Here is a 13612-nt window from a genome sequence, read left to right on the forward strand (position 1 = left end):
CGATCACCAAACGGACAGGGGGTTTTGTAGCGCATCCCACAGGGCAGAAAGTCATGCTTCATGGCAAAGGGGACAAACACCGCGACCCCGGCGGGATCTCTCCCACCGGGGTCACGGCCGGGACGTGCGCGGCCCGTGGTTGACGGCCGGTCAGCCGTTCACGACCGTCACCTCGCCGATGCCGAGCGCACGGACGGGATCGGCGATCTGCGCCGCGTCGCCCACCAGGATCGTCACCAGCCGGTCCACCGGGAAGGCGTTGACCACCGCGGCGGTCGCCTCGACGGTGCCGGTCTCGGCGAGCCGCGCGTACAGGTGCGCCTGGAAGTCGTCGGGCAGCTGCTGCTCGACCTGGTCGGCGAGGGTCGCCGCGACGGACGCGGCCGTCTCGAACTTGAGCGGGGCCACCCCCACGAGGTTCTGCACGGCGGTCTCGCGCTCCGCGTCGGTCAGCCCGTCCGCCGCGAGAGTCCGCAGGACCTTCCAGAGGTCGTCGAGCGCGGGGCCCGTGGACTCGGTGTCCACCGAGCCGCTGATGGCCAGCATCGCCGCACCGGCGGGGCCGGAGTCCGCACCGCCGGCCGTGGAACGGAGCACCTGGGCGAAGGCGCGTACGCCGTAGGTGTAGCCCTTCTCCTCACGCAGCACCCGGTCGAGCCGCGAGGTGAGTGTGCCGCCGAGGCAGTACGTCCCGAGGACCTGGGCGGGCCACACGCTGTCGTGCCGGTCCGCGCCGATACGGCCGATGAGCAGCTGCGTCTGCACGGCTCCCGGGCGGTTCACGATGACCACGCGGCCGGTGTCGTCCGCGGTGATCGGCGCCACCGGGCGGGGGCTGCCGGCGTCGCCCGACCAGTCGCCGAGGGTGTCGGCGAGCAGGGCGTCCAGGTCGATGCCGGTGAGGTCGCCGACGACGACCGCGACCGCGGTGGCGGGGCGGACGTGGGCGTCGTAGAAGGCGCGCACGGCGGCGGAGTCGATCCGCCGCACGGTGTCCTCGGTGCCCAGACGCGGGCGCGACATCCGGGCGGTGGCCGGGAACAGCTCCTTGGAGAGCTGCTTGGCGGCACGGCGCGCGGGGTTGGCCTGCTCGTGCGGGATCTCGTCGAGGCGGTTGCCCACCAGCCGCTCGATCTCGCTGTCCGCGAAGGCCGGGGCCCGCAGCGCCTCGGCGACCAGTCCGAGCGCCTTGGCCAGCCGGGAGGCGGGCACCTCCAGCGAGACCCGGACGCCCGGGTGGTCGGCGTGCGCGTCGAGCGTGGCGCCACAGCGCTCCAGCTCGGCGGCGAACTCCTCCGCGCTGTGCTTGTCGGTCCCCTCGGAGAGGGCGCGCGCCATGATGGTGGCGACGCCGTCCAAGCCCTCGGGCTCGGCGTCGAGCGGCGCTTCGAGGTGGATCTCGACCGCGACGACCTGCTGGCCGGGGCGGTGGCTGCGGAGCACGGTCAGCCCGTTGGGCAGGGTGCCGCGCTCGGGGGCCGGGAAGGCCCAGGGGCGTGCGGTACCCGGGGTGGGCTGCGGGTGGAAGTCCATGGATACTCCAGTCACGGTGGCGTCGCTCACTTGGCGGCCTCCTCGTGGGCGTCGGTGTCCGCGCCGTCCTCGGCACCGGTCTCGTCGGCCGGTTCGACCGGCTCGTAGACCAGCACGGCACGGTTGTCGGGACGCAGCGTGGCCGCGGCGACCTTCCGCACCTCGTCGGCGGTGATGTCCAGGACGCGCCCCACGGCCGTCAGCGCGAGCTGCGGGTCGCCGAACAGCACGGCGAAGCGGCAGAGTTCGTCGGCGCGGCCGGCGACCGTGCCGAGACGGTCCAGCCACTCGCGCTCCAACTGTGCCTGCGCGCGTTCCATCTCCTCCGGCGTGGGGCCCTCGGCGGCGAACCGCGCCAGCTCCTCGTCGACCGCGGCCTCGATGCTCTCGACCTCCACGCCACCGGACGTCTTGACGTCCAGCCAGCCCAGCGAGGGCGCGCCGGCCAGCCGCAGCAGCCCGAACCCGGCGGCCACCGCCGTACGGTCACGGCGCACCAGCCGGTTGTGCAGCCGGGAGGACTCGCCGCCGCCGAGCACGGTCAGGGCCAGGTCGGCGGCGTCCGCCTCGCGGGTGCCGTCGTGCGGCAGCCGGTAGGCGGCCATCAGCGCGCGGGCCGGGACCTCCTCGTGCACCACTTCGCGCAACTGACCGCCGATGGTGCCGGGGAGCGAGCCGTCGCGCGGGGGCTTCTTGCCGTCGTGGGACGGGATGGAGCCGAAGTACTTCTCGATCCAGGCGAGGGTCTCCTCGGGGTCGATGTCGCCGACGACCGAGAGCACCGCGTTGTTGGGCGCGTAGTACGTACGGAAGAACGTCCGCGCGTCCTCCAGCGTCGCCGCGTCCAGGTCGGCCATGGAGCCGATCGGCGTGTGGTGGTACGGGTGACCCTCCGGGTAGGCGAGGGCGGTGAGCCGCTCGAACGCGGTGCCGTACGGGACGTTGTCGTACCGCTGGCGGCGCTCGTTCTTGACGACGTCCCGCTGGTTCTCCATCGACTCCTCGTCGAGCGCGGCGAGGAGCGAGCCCATCCGGTCGGCCTCCAGCCAGAGCGCGAGCTCCAGCTGGTGGGTCGGCATGGTCTCGAAGTAGTTGGTGCGCTCGAAACTCGTCGTGCCGTTGAGCGAACCGCCGGCGCCCTGGACGAGCTCGAAGTGGCCGTTCCCCTTGACCTGCTTCGATCCCTGGAACATCAGGTGCTCGAAGAGGTGCGCGAGGCCGGTCCGCCCCTCCACCTCGTGGCGGGAGCCGACGTCGTACCAGAGGCAGACCGCGGCGACCGGGGTCAGATGGTCCTCGGAGAGCACCACGCGCAGGCCATTGGCCAGACGGTGCTCGGTCGCTGTCAGGCCGCCGGAGCCGGCCTGTGCGGTGGCCGTGTGACCCATGGGCATGTACGTCCCTTCGATCGCGGTACTGGACTTTCTGCCAGACCTGCCACTGTAAGCAAGCGCACGGGTACCTGGCGAAGTTCCCGTTCCTTCGATGTTGTGCTCGTTGGTTTGTTCTTGACGCCTGATGTTGACGCGCGGTGCGGGCGCCCGCGTGCCGGGGCCGGTCCGTAAGGATGGTCCCGCGCTCCGGTACGGCCTCCCGCGCGACCGCCGTGACGGGCTTCGTCACGGCGTGGGCGACGGCCGGGGAACCCGTGGGAACGGGCGCCCCCGCGGGTCCCGGCGGGCCGCTTGGGACGGGTCGAGGTCGGCACTGTCGGCGGGGCGGTCCACAATGGTCCGCGTCAGAACCTCAGGTTGCCCGACAGAATCTGTGAAGGAGTCGCAGCCGCGATGGCCCGCCGCAGCACGAAAACCCCGCCGCCGGACGACTTCGAGGAGAAGATCCTCGACATCGACGTCGTCGACGAAATGCAGGGCTCCTTCCTCGAGTACGCGTACTCGGTGATCTACTCCCGGGCCCTGCCCGACGCGCGCGACGGCATGAAGCCCGTGCACCGCCGCATCGTGTCCCAGATGAACGAGATGGGGCTGCGCCCCGACCGCGGGTACGTCAAGTGCGCCCGCGTGGTCGGCGAAGTCATGGGCAAGCTCCACCCGCACGGTGACGCGTCGATCTACGACGCCCTGGTGCGCATGGCGCAGCCGTTCTCCATGCGGCTCCCGCTGGTGGACGGACACGGCAACTTCGGCTCCCTCGGCAACGACGACCCGCCGGCCGCCATGCGGTACACCGAGTGCCGCATGGCCGACGCCACGTCCCTGATGACGGAGTCGATCGACGAGGACACCGTCGACTTCCAGGCGAACTACGACGGCCAGGAGCAGGAGCCCGTCGTCCTCCCGGCCGCCTACCCGAACCTGCTGGTCAACGGCGCGTCCGGGATCGCGGTCGGCATGGCGACCAACATGCCCCCGCACAACCTCGGCGAGGTCGTCGCCGCAGCGCGCCACCTCATCCGGTACCCGAACGCCGACCTCGAAGCGCTGATGCGGTTCGTCCCTGGCCCCGACCTGCCGACCGGTGGCCGGATCGTCGGCCTGAGCGGCATCAAGGACGCCTACGCCGCCGGGCGCGGCACGTTCAAGATCCGGGCGACGGTCGCCGTGGAGAACGTCACCGCGCGCCGCAAGGGCCTCGTCGTCACCGAACTGCCCTTCACGGTCGGTCCGGAGAAGGTCATCTCGAAGATCAAGGACCTGGTCTCGTCGAAGAAGCTCCAGGGCATCGCCGACGTCAAGGACCTCACCGACCGCGCGCACGGACTGCGCCTGGTCATCGAGATCAAGAACGGCTTCGTGCCGGAGGCCGTGCTGGAGCAGCTCTACAAGCTGACGCCGATGGAGGAGTCCTTCGGCATCAACAACGTCGCGCTCGTCGACGGACAGCCGCTCACCCTGGGGCTCAAGGAGCTCCTGGAGGTCTACCTCGACCACCGCTTCGAGGTCGTGCGCCGGCGCAGCGAGTTCCGCCGCACCAAGCGGCGCGACCGGCTGCACCTGGTGGAGGGGCTGCTCGTCGCCCTCGTCGACATCGACGAGGTCATCCGGATCATCCGGGACAGCGACAACTCCTCGGCCGCGAAGGAGCGGCTCATGGAGCGCTTCTCGCTGAGCGAGATCCAGACGCAGTACATCCTGGACACCCCGCTGCGCAGGCTGACCCGGTTCGACCGGATCGAGCTGGAGAGCGAGCGCGACCGGCTCAACTCCGAGATCGAGGCGCTGACCACGATCCTGGAGTCCGACGCCGAGCTGCGCAAGCTCGTCTCCTCCGAACTGGCCGCGGTGGCCAAGAAGTTCGGCACCGACCGGCGCACGGTGCTGCTGGAGTCGGCGGGTTCGCAGGTCTCCGCCGTACCGCTGCAGGTCGCGGACGACCCGTGCCGGGTGCTGCTCTCCTCGACCGGTCTGCTCGCCCGGACGGCCAACGCCGACCCGGTCGCCGAGGACGAGGACGGCAAGCGCGCGAAGCACGACGTGATCGTGTCGGCCGTACCGGCCACGGCGCGCGGCGAGGTGGGGGCGGTGACCTCCACCGGACGGCTGCTGCGCGTCGCGGTGATCGATCTGCCCCAGCTGCCGGACACCCACGCGGCGCCCAACCTCTCGGGCGGGGCCCCGGTGCCGGAGTTCCTCACGCTGGAGGAGGGCGAGGACCTGATCTGCCTGACCACGCTCGACGAGACGTCGCAGGGGCTGGCGATCGGCACCCTGCAGGGCGTGGTGAAGCGGGTCGTGCCGGACTACCCGGCCAACAAGGACGAGCTGGAGGTCATCTCCCTGAAGGAGGGCGACCGGATCGTCGGAGCCGTGGAGCTGCGTACGGGCGAGGAGGACCTGGTCTTCATCTCGTCCGACGCGCAGTTGCTGCGCTATCCGGCGGCCCAGGTGCGTCCGCAGGGACGTCCGGCCGGCGGCATGGCCGGGATCAAGCTGTCGGACGGCGCCGAGGTGCTGTCCTTCTCCGCGGTCGAACCGGCCGCGGACGCGGCGGTGTTCACGGTGGCCGGCTCGCACGGCACGCTGGACGACTCGGTGTTCACGTCGAAGCTGACACCGTTCGACCAGTACCCGCGCAAGGGCCGGGCCACCGGTGGGGTGCGGTGCCAGCGGTTCCTCAAGGGTGAGGACGTGCTGGTCTTCGCCTGGGCCGGTCCCCTGCCCGCCCGGGCCGCACAGCAGAACGGCACCCCGGCCCGGCTGCCGGAACCCGACCCGCGCCGCGACGGCTCGGGCATCCCGATGACCGACCCGGTCGCCGCGGTCGCGGGTCCGGTGTAGGCGCGGGAGCGAACGGCTTCGCTGAAGGCGGGGGCGGGCGGCTTCCCGGAAGTGGACGGGGTGCGGGCGGAAGGCGGGGGCGGGCCCCGGCCTTCCGCCCGCACCCGTCTTCGGCCCGTCCGCGAGCCGGGTCGGCGCGCCCGGTGTGTTCGTTACGCCGGGTCCGGCTCGGCGTCCGCGCCGCCCTTTTCGGCGGGCCGGTCGTCGGCCACGTAACGCAGCACCCCCCACATGGCGCGTTCCAGCTCGTCGGCGTCGCGGGGCTCGGGGCCCGGTGCGCCGACGGTCGGGCCGGGGTCGTCCGTCGACGGCACCCGGCACTCCTCCAGTTCCCGCAGGAGTGCCTTCGCGTCGAACCCCGATCCGATCAGTACGAGCTGGGTGAGCCGCGGTTCGCCACGCCCCCACGGACGCGGTACGAACCGGAGGAACCTGCCCACCGCGTGCAGCAGGTAGGTGTTGCGGGGATCGGCCGCGCCGAAGTCCACGAAGCCCTTGATCCGGTACAGCCCCTCCGGCCGGGAGTCGAGGAACCGCATGAAGCGGCGCGGGTCCAGGGGCGTACCGGTGGAGAGTTCGACGCTCTGGTACGCCGCGTGGGGATGGGCCCTTGCGCGGCTCCCCGCGCTCCCGTGGTTCCCCGTGCCGCGGTGGTTCCCCGTACCGGCGTGGTTCCCCGCTCCGGCGGAGTCCGGCCGGCCTGCCGACGGGTCCTCTGCCTGCGGGTCCTCCGCCTCCGGGCCCTCCGCCTGTGGGTCGTCTGCCGACGCGTCCTCTGCCGATGCGTCCTCTGCCAGCAGGTCCTCGAAGGTGAGCTGGCGGGCCGCCGCCTGTTCCGTGTCCGGGCGGAGCGCGGGGTCGAAGAGCAGCGCCGGATCGATCCGTCCGTGCTCGGTGGAGACGACGGCGGCGCGGTCGGTCAGCGCGGCGACCGAGGCACGCAGCCGGTCGTGTTCGGCTCCGTCGATACGGTCGGTCTTGTTGAGCACGACCAGATCGGCGACGGCGAGGTGCCGGTCGGTCTCCGGGTGCCGCTCCCGGGTGCGGTCGAACTCGGCCGCGTCGACGACCTGCACCAGCCCCCCGTAGACGATCCGGGGGTTCTCGCTCGCCAGCAGCATCCGTACGAGTTCCTGCGGCTCGGCGAGTCCGCTGGCCTCGATCACGATCAGATCGAGGCGGACGGCGGGCCGGGTCAGGGTCTCCAGATAGGTGTCCAGTTCGCCGGCGTCCACCGCGCAGCACAGGCAGCCGTTGCCGAGCGAAACCGTCGAACCGACCTGCCCGGCGACCGTCATGGCGTCGATCTCGATGGCCCCGAAGTCGTTCACGATCACGCCGATGCGGTTGCCGGCCCGGTGGTGGAGCAGGTGGTTCAGGAGCGTGGTCTTGCCCGAGCCGAGGAAGCCCGCGAGCACGATGACCGGGATCTGCGGAATGCGGGCATCGCCCGGCGCGACCGGAGCGGGCAAGACGGACCATCCTCACGGAGCAGCGGAGCAGCCGTCGGTCAGGGGGCCGGGACCGGCTGCGGCGGAGGCGTCCCGACATAGCGGGCCGCCGGGCGGATGATCTTCGAGTCCGCCGCCTGCTCCAGGATATTGGCACTCCAGCCGACCACCCGCGCCGCGCAGAAGGTGGGCGTGAACATGGCCCGCGGCAGCCCGCAGAGCTCCATCACGACCCCGGCGTAGAACTCCACGTTGGTGTGCAGCTCACGCCCCGGCTTGAGCTCGGCGAGGATGGCCTCCACCTGACGCTCCACCTCGACGGCGAAGTCGACGAGTGGGCCGCCGAAGTCCTGGGCGATCCCCCGCAGCATGCGCGAACGAGGGTCCTCGGTGCGGTAGACGGGGTGACCGAAACCCATGATCCGTCCGCCGGAGAGGACCTGCTCACGGATCCAGCCGTCGATGCGGTCCGGGGTGCCGATCGCGTCCAGGGTGTCCAGGGCGCGGCTGGGCGCGCCGCCGTGCAACGGGCCGGAGAGCGCGCCGACCGCCGCGACCAGGCAGGCAGCCATGTCGGCCCCGGTGGAGGCGACCACCCTGGCGGTGAAGGTCGACGCGTTGAACCCGTGGTCGACGGTGGAGATGAGATAGCGCTCGACGGCCCGTGTGCGGACGGGGTCGGGGACCTCGCCGGTCAGCATGTAGAGGTAGTTGGCCGCGTGCGGCAGGTCGTCGCGCGGCTCGACGGGGTCGAGTCCCTCGCCGAGCCGGTGCAACGCGGTCAGCAGGGTGGGCACCGCCGCGCAGACGGCGAGCGCGTCCTCACGGCGGCGCCCGGGTTCGATGTCGTACAGCGGGCGGTACCCGGCGGACGCCCCGAGCAGCGAGAGCGCGGTACGCAGCCCGGCCAGCGGTCCCGACACCGCTCCGGCGCGAGCGATGGCGGGCAGCGCCGCACGGACCTCGTCCGGGAGGTGGCGCAGTTCGGCGAGGCGCGCGGCGAACGCGGCGCGGGCCGGGGCGTCGGGCAGTTCGCCGTGGAACATCAGGTACGAGACGTCCTCGAAGCTCCGGGTCTCCGCCAGCTCGATCGCCGAGTACTGGCGGTAGTGGTAGAAGCCCTCGGTCCCCCGGACGTCGCCCAAGGCCGTGTCGGTGACGACGACGCCCGCGAGGCCGCGCGGCACGGCGGTCGTGGCGGCGCCTCGGGGCTCGGCGGGACCGCGTGTCCCGGCCGGGTCACGGGTCTCGGTGGGGCTGTGGGGTCCGGCGGGACTGTGGGGTTGGGCCGGGCTGTGGGGTTGGGCGGGGCTGTGGGTTTCGGTCGGCATCGCCGGCCTCCTCTTCGGGTGTCCTGTTCGGGTCTTCCTGACTATTGATTCGACTATCCATGCTTGACTCCATGGGCGTCAATATTGATTGAATCAATACAGGACGAGTGGATACGGTGAGCGCATGACGGATCAAGGAGCGCGCGGCTTCGACGCGGCGGGCGCGGATCGGCACGGTGCGGAACGGCACGACGCGGAACCGCCCGGCGCGCATCGACTCAGCACGGAACCGCCCAGCCCCGAACGGCCCGGCCCGGAACGGCACGCTGCGGAACGACTCAGCACCCGCGAGACGGCCGCTCTGCTCGGCGTGAAACCGGAGACGGTGTACGCCTACGTCAGCCGCGGCCAGCTCAGCAGCGTGCGGGCGCCCGGAGGGCGGGGCAGCACCTTCGACGGCGACGAGGTCAGGGCCCTGGCGCGGCGTACGGGCCGACGCGAAGCCGTTCCGGCGGGCGGGGCCGATCTGGTCTTCCGTACCGGCATCACCCTCATCGACCAGGACCGGTACTACTACCGTGGCGTCGACGCGGGCGAACTCGCCCTGCGCCACAGCTACGAAGAAGTCGTCGAATGGCTGTGGACGGGCCGGCTCGAACCAGGCGTTGGCTTCTCCGCTCCGGCGCAGACCCTGACAGCGGCGCGGCAGGCGGTGGCCGCCCTCCCCGCGCACAGCGGGACGACGGACCGGCTGCGGGTCGCCGTCGTCGCGGCGTCGGCGGCCGATCCGCTGCGGTTCGACCTCTCCCCCGCCTCGGTCCTGGGCGCGGCCCGCGGCTTGATCCCGACCCTGGTCGAGGCGCTGCGCCCGCCGGCCCCGGCCACCGACGCGCGCGGCATCGCGGGTTTTGGGGGCACCGGTTCCGGGGGTGCGGGGTCCGGGGACGCTGTTCCCGGGGGTGTGGGGTCCACGGGTACGGGGCCCGGGGACATGGGTCCCGACGGCATGGACCTCGACACGGCGGACACCGCCGGTGACCACGGCCCCGGCATCGCGGCCCGGTTGTGGCCCGCGCTCACCGCGCGTCCCGCCGACGCCGCGTCGCTCGCCGTCCTGGACACCGCGCTCGCGCTGCTGATCGACCACGACCTCGCGGCGTCCACCCTCGCCGTCCGGGTGGCGGCCTCCGCGCACGCGCATCCGTACGCCGTCGTCTCGGCGGGGCTCGGGGTGCTGGAGGGACCGCTGCACGGCGCGGCCAGCGGGCTCGCCCACCGAATGCTCCGCGAGGTCGTGGAGCGGGGCAGTGCCGCACCGGTCGTCGCCGAGCACCTACGGGCCGGGCGGAGCGTGCCCGGACTGGGCCACCGCCTCTACAACGGCGAAGACCCCCGGGCGCGGGTCCTGTTCACCCTCCTTGAGGACATTCCCGAGGCCGCGCCGGTGGTCGCCGCGGCTCGTGACGTGGTGTCCACCGCCGCACGGCACGTACCCCTGCACGCCAACATCGATCTCGCGCTGGCCGTGCTCTCGGTCTCCACGGGCATGTCGGCCGAGGCGGGCGAGACCGTTTTCGCGGTGGCCCGCACGGCGGGCTGGATCGCGCACGCCCTGGAGGAGTACGCGGAGCGGCCATTGCGACTGCGACCCCGCGGCCAGTACACCGGACCGCCCCCGCCGCAGGCACTGCCAACCCCGGCCCCCTCCGCAGCTCCCTCTGCGGCTCCGTCCTGACCCTCGGCTGCCCCCTCACCCCGAACGGGGCGTTCCGGGAGCGCAAGATAGCGACAGATCAGCGTGAATTCTCGCGCGGCGGCGGGGCGGTCGAGCCGCGCACCACCAGTTCCGGCTCGAAGAGCAGTTCGTCGGAGGGCACGGCCTTGCCCCCGATCTGCACGGACAGCAGCTCGACGGCCGCCCGGCCCATCGCCTCGATGGGCTGGCGAACCGTCGTCAGGGGCGGTTCGGTGCAGTTCATGAAGGCGGAGTCGTCGTAGCCGACCACCGAGACGTCGTGCGGTACGGAGAGCCCCCGGCGCCGGACCGCACGGACCGCGCCGAGCGCGAGCGGGTCGCTGCCGCAGATGATGCCGGTGACCTCACGGTCGAGCAGCCGGGAGGCCGCCGCCTGGCCGCCCTCCAGCGAGAACATGGCCCGCGCGACATGTTCGTCCGGGATGGTCGCCCCGTACTCGCGGGCCAACTGCCGTGCGGCGTCGAGCTTGCGCTGGGAGGGGACGTGGTCGCTGGGGCCGAGCACCAGGCCGATCCGCTCGTGCCCGAGCGAGGCGAGGTGCCGCCATGCCTGCTCGACCGCGACGGAGTCGTCGCAGGAGACACCCGGGAAACCGAGTTCGGCGATGGCCGCGTTGATCAGGACGACGGGGATGCGCCGGTCGGCGAGCACCTTGTAGTGGTCGTGGACGGCGTCGGCCTGGTGGTAGAGGCCACCGGCGAACACCACCCCGGACACCTGCTGCTGGAGCAGCAGGTCCACGTAGTCCGCCTCGGAGACCCCGCCCTTGGTCTGCGTACAGAGCACGGGGGTGAGTCCCTGCTGGGCGAGGGCGCCGCCGACCACTTCGGCGAAGGCCGGGAAGATGGGGTTCTGGAGCTCGGGGAGGACGAGCCCGACCAGCCTGGCCCGCTCACCCCGCAGCTGGGTCGGGCGCTCGTATCCGAGCACGTCCAGCGCGGAGAGCACTGCCTGCCGGGTGGCGTCCGAGACGCCTGGCTTACCGTTCAGCACCCGGCTGACCGTGGCCTCGCTGACCCCAACCTTCTGTGCCACCTGAGCAAGTCGTCGCGTCATGAGCGCAAGATTAGCGCAAGGAGCGCAAACCGATTGCGTGCCTGCGGAATCCGCCACTCACCCCGCGCCCGCCTCGCCCGGTAATCCGGCACCCGCCCGGCCCCGCCCACACCGCCCGGCCCCGTTCACGGCGACCGGGACCCGCTCATGCCAACCGGCCCCGCTCACGCCCACCGACTCTACGGTCACCCCGCCCGGCTCCGGTCACACTGCCCCGGCTCCGGTCAGCGACCTGACCTCGGTCTCGGCGTGCTTGTCCTGGTCGGGCGCCTCGGCGGAGGTCACCGTGCCGATCCACCCCGCGAGAAACCCCAGCGGAATGGAGACGAGACCCGGATTCTCCAGCGGGAAGAGCTGGAAGTCGACCCCAGGAAAAAGAGAGTTGGGCCCACCGGAGACGACCGGCGAGAGCAGTACGAGAACCAGCGCCGGAACCAGCCCCCCGTACACGGCCCAGACCGCACCGCGCGTGGTGAAGTTCTTCCAGAAGAGCGAGTAGAGCAGCGCGGGAAGGTTGGCCGAGGCGGCTACCGCGAAGGCCAGCCCGACGAGGAAGGCCACATTGAGGTCCTGGGCGAGCAGGCCCAGCCCGATGGCGACCACCCCGATCCCGACGGCAGCCACCCGGGCCACCGCGACCTCGCCGAACGGCTTGCCGCCCGGGCGGCGGAGCGAGGCGTAGAGATCGTGGGCGACGGAGGCGGAGGAAGCGAGGGTGATTCCCGCGACCACGGCCAGGATCGTGGCGAAGGCGATGGCCGCGACCACCGCGAAGAGGATCGTTCCGCCGGTGGAGCCCTCTCCGCCGCCCAGCGCGAGCGCCAGCAGAGGTACCGCGGTGTTCCCGGCCTCGCTGGAGGACCGGACCGCCGCCGACCCGACGAGCGCCGCCGCGCCGAAGCCGAGCACGATGGTCATCAGGTAGAAGCTACCGATCAGCCCGATCGACCAGACGACGGACCGGCGAGCCGCGCGCGCCGTCGGGACGGTGTAGAAGCGCGACAGGATGTGCGGCAGCCCGGCGGTGCCGAGCACCAGCGCCACCCCGAGGCTGATGAAGTCGAAGCGTGCCGTCCAGCTTCCGCCGTACTTGAGGCCCGGCGCCAGGAACTCCGCCCCGTGGCCGCTGTGTTCGGCCGCGGAGTTGAGCAGTTCGTTGACGTCACCGTGGAATCGGACCATGACGGCAACGGTGAGAGCGACCGTGCCCGCCATGAGGAGGACCGCCTTGACGATCTGGATCCAGGTGGTGGCCCGCATGCCGCCGAGAGACACGTAGACGACCATGAGCGCACCGACCCCGACCACGGTCCAGGAGCGGGTCGCCCCGCTGGTACCACCGAGAAGCAGGGCGACCAGGCTGCCGGCGCCGACCATCTGCGCGACGAGGTACAGCACGGAGACGGTCACCGAAGACGCGCCGACCGCGGTGCGTACGGGGCGTTCCGCCATGCGTGCGGCGACCACGTCGGCGAGGGTGAACCGGCCGCAGTTGCGGACGAGTTCGGCCACCAGGAACAGAACGACCAGCCAGGCGACGAGGAAACCGACCGAGTACAGCATGCCGTCGTACCCGAAGAGCGCGATGAGCCCGGAGATCCCGAGGAACGAGGCGGCCGACATGTAGTCGCCGGCGATGGCGAAACCGTTCTCCATGGGGGAGAACAGGCGGCCCCCGGCGTAGAACTCCTCGGCGGAGCCCTTGCGGGTGCGGCCGACCCAGGTGGTGATGCCCAGGGTGACGGCGATGAAAGCACTGAACAGCACCAGCGCGAGTGTCTGGTGGTCTCCGCTCACCGGTCGATCCCTCTCGTCAGCTCCTGCGTCTCCCAGCGCAGTTCGAGCGCCGCCCGGTCCCGGCGGAGCCGCGCGTGCCGCGCGTACGCCCAGGTCAGCAGGAAGGTGGTGAGGAACTGGCCGAGCCCGGCGACCATCGCGACATTCACCGCACCGGCCACCGGACGGGCCATCAGCCCGGGTGCCCCCGTGGCCGCGACCACGTAGGCGAGGTACCAGAGGAGAAACGCGCAGGTCGCCGGGGCGACGAACCTCCGGTACCTGCGGCGGACTTCGCGGAAGGCCTCGCTCTGCTGGACCTCTCGGTAGATGTCGGCAGCGCTGTGGCCGCTCTGCGGAGCCCCGGGCACGGGCGGCGCGTCGCTCACCGCGGTCCCCGTACCGTTCTGCTCGCCCGAACCGGGGGACAGTGCGTGATACCACGAGTCGTCGGGCCGCGTCGCCACGGCCTCCCGCCCTGCTTCCTTCTCCACCGAACAACTCCCTTGTCCGCGAACCTTTTCGGCCGC

Annotated in this window: 9 protein-coding genes; 2 read left to right on the plus strand and 7 right to left on the minus strand. The window is 71.9% G+C overall.

Annotation, left to right across the window (positions count from 1 at the left end):
- Nucleotides 1-150: 150 nt before the first annotated feature.
- Both ACFWEE_RS12160 and ACFWEE_RS12165 read right to left on the minus strand, forming a co-directional pair.
- A complete protein-coding gene (locus tag ACFWEE_RS12160) occupies nucleotides 151-1533 on the minus strand; it encodes a M16 family metallopeptidase (RefSeq protein ID WP_386888578.1) in 1383 nt (460 codons plus the stop codon).
- 26 nt (nucleotides 1534-1559) lie between these two features.
- Nucleotides 1560-2927, minus strand: a complete 1368-nt coding sequence (locus ACFWEE_RS12165) for a M16 family metallopeptidase (RefSeq protein ID WP_386888504.1) — start codon at nucleotides 2925-2927, stop codon at nucleotides 1560-1562.
- 393 nt (nucleotides 2928-3320) lie between these two features.
- On the opposite strand from ACFWEE_RS12165, the gene ACFWEE_RS12170 reads away from it, so the two are divergent.
- Nucleotides 3321-5771 carry a DNA topoisomerase (ATP-hydrolyzing) subunit A gene (locus ACFWEE_RS12170; RefSeq protein ID WP_386888505.1) on the plus strand — a complete coding sequence of 817 codons (2451 nt, stop codon included), beginning with the start codon at nucleotides 3321-3323 and terminating at the stop codon, nucleotides 5769-5771.
- Between the two features lie 152 nt (nucleotides 5772-5923).
- On the opposite strand, the gene ACFWEE_RS12175 is transcribed toward ACFWEE_RS12170, so the two are convergent.
- Both ACFWEE_RS12175 and ACFWEE_RS12180 read right to left on the minus strand, forming a co-directional pair.
- Nucleotides 5924-7243, minus strand: coding sequence for a CobW family GTP-binding protein (locus tag ACFWEE_RS12175; RefSeq protein ID WP_386888506.1), 1320 nt, complete (start codon nucleotides 7241-7243; stop codon nucleotides 5924-5926).
- A 38-nt stretch (nucleotides 7244-7281) separates the two neighbouring features.
- Complete coding sequence (locus ACFWEE_RS12180; protein WP_386888507.1) at nucleotides 7282-8553, minus strand: citrate/2-methylcitrate synthase; 1272 nt, start codon at nucleotides 8551-8553, stop codon at nucleotides 7282-7284.
- Nucleotides 8554-8677: 124 nt separating this feature from the next.
- Here ACFWEE_RS12180 and ACFWEE_RS12185 point away from each other — a divergent pair, with 124 nt between their 5' ends.
- Nucleotides 8678-10228, plus strand: a complete 1551-nt coding sequence (locus tag ACFWEE_RS12185; RefSeq protein ID WP_386888508.1) for a citrate/2-methylcitrate synthase — start codon at nucleotides 8678-8680, stop codon at nucleotides 10226-10228.
- Between the two features lie 58 nt (nucleotides 10229-10286).
- Here ACFWEE_RS12185 and ACFWEE_RS12190 read toward each other — a convergent pair whose 3' ends face one another.
- The 3 genes from ACFWEE_RS12190 to ACFWEE_RS12200 all read right to left on the minus strand — a co-directional run bounded on the left by ACFWEE_RS12190 (nucleotide 10287) and on the right by ACFWEE_RS12200 (nucleotide 13576).
- Complete coding sequence (locus ACFWEE_RS12190; RefSeq protein ID WP_386888509.1) at nucleotides 10287-11306, minus strand: LacI family DNA-binding transcriptional regulator; 1020 nt, start codon at nucleotides 11304-11306, stop codon at nucleotides 10287-10289.
- A gap of 204 nt (nucleotides 11307-11510) precedes the next feature.
- Complete coding sequence (locus ACFWEE_RS12195) at nucleotides 11511-13103, minus strand: cation acetate symporter (RefSeq protein ID WP_386888510.1); 1593 nt, start codon at nucleotides 13101-13103, stop codon at nucleotides 11511-11513.
- The gene (locus ACFWEE_RS12200) at nucleotides 13100-13576 is read right to left on the minus strand and encodes a DUF485 domain-containing protein (protein WP_386888511.1); all 477 of its coding nucleotides are present in this window, start codon (nucleotides 13574-13576) and stop codon (nucleotides 13100-13102) included. The genes ACFWEE_RS12195 and ACFWEE_RS12200 overlap by 4 nt, the downstream gene beginning before the upstream one ends.
- Between the last annotated feature and the right edge of the window lie 36 nt (nucleotides 13577-13612).

Origin of the sequence: Streptomyces sp. NPDC060184 (genome assembly GCF_042728795.1) — a bacterium.
In the GTDB taxonomy this organism is placed as follows: Bacteria; Actinomycetota; Actinomycetes; order Streptomycetales; family Streptomycetaceae; genus Streptomyces.

What these genes read in the sequence shown, in the direction of transcription:
- ACFWEE_RS12165 (WP_386888504.1), bottom strand. Translation starts at nt 2,927, where the DNA reads ATGCCCATGGGTCACACGGCCACCGCACAGGCCGGCTCCGGCGGCCTG.
- ACFWEE_RS12170 (WP_386888505.1), top strand. Translation starts at nt 3,321, where the DNA reads ATGGCCCGCCGCAGCACGAAAACCCCGCCGCCGGACGACTTCGAGGAG.
- ACFWEE_RS12190 (WP_386888509.1), bottom strand. Translation starts at nt 11,306, where the DNA reads ATGACGCGACGACTTGCTCAGGTGGCACAGAAGGTTGGGGTCAGCGAG.
- ACFWEE_RS12180 (WP_386888507.1), bottom strand. Translation starts at nt 8,553, where the DNA reads ATGCCGACCGAAACCCACAGCCCCGCCCAACCCCACAGCCCGGCCCAA.
- ACFWEE_RS12160 (WP_386888578.1), bottom strand. Translation starts at nt 1,533, where the DNA reads ATGGACTTCCACCCGCAGCCCACCCCGGGTACCGCACGCCCCTGGGCC.
- ACFWEE_RS12185 (WP_386888508.1), top strand. Translation starts at nt 8,678, where the DNA reads ATGACGGATCAAGGAGCGCGCGGCTTCGACGCGGCGGGCGCGGATCGG.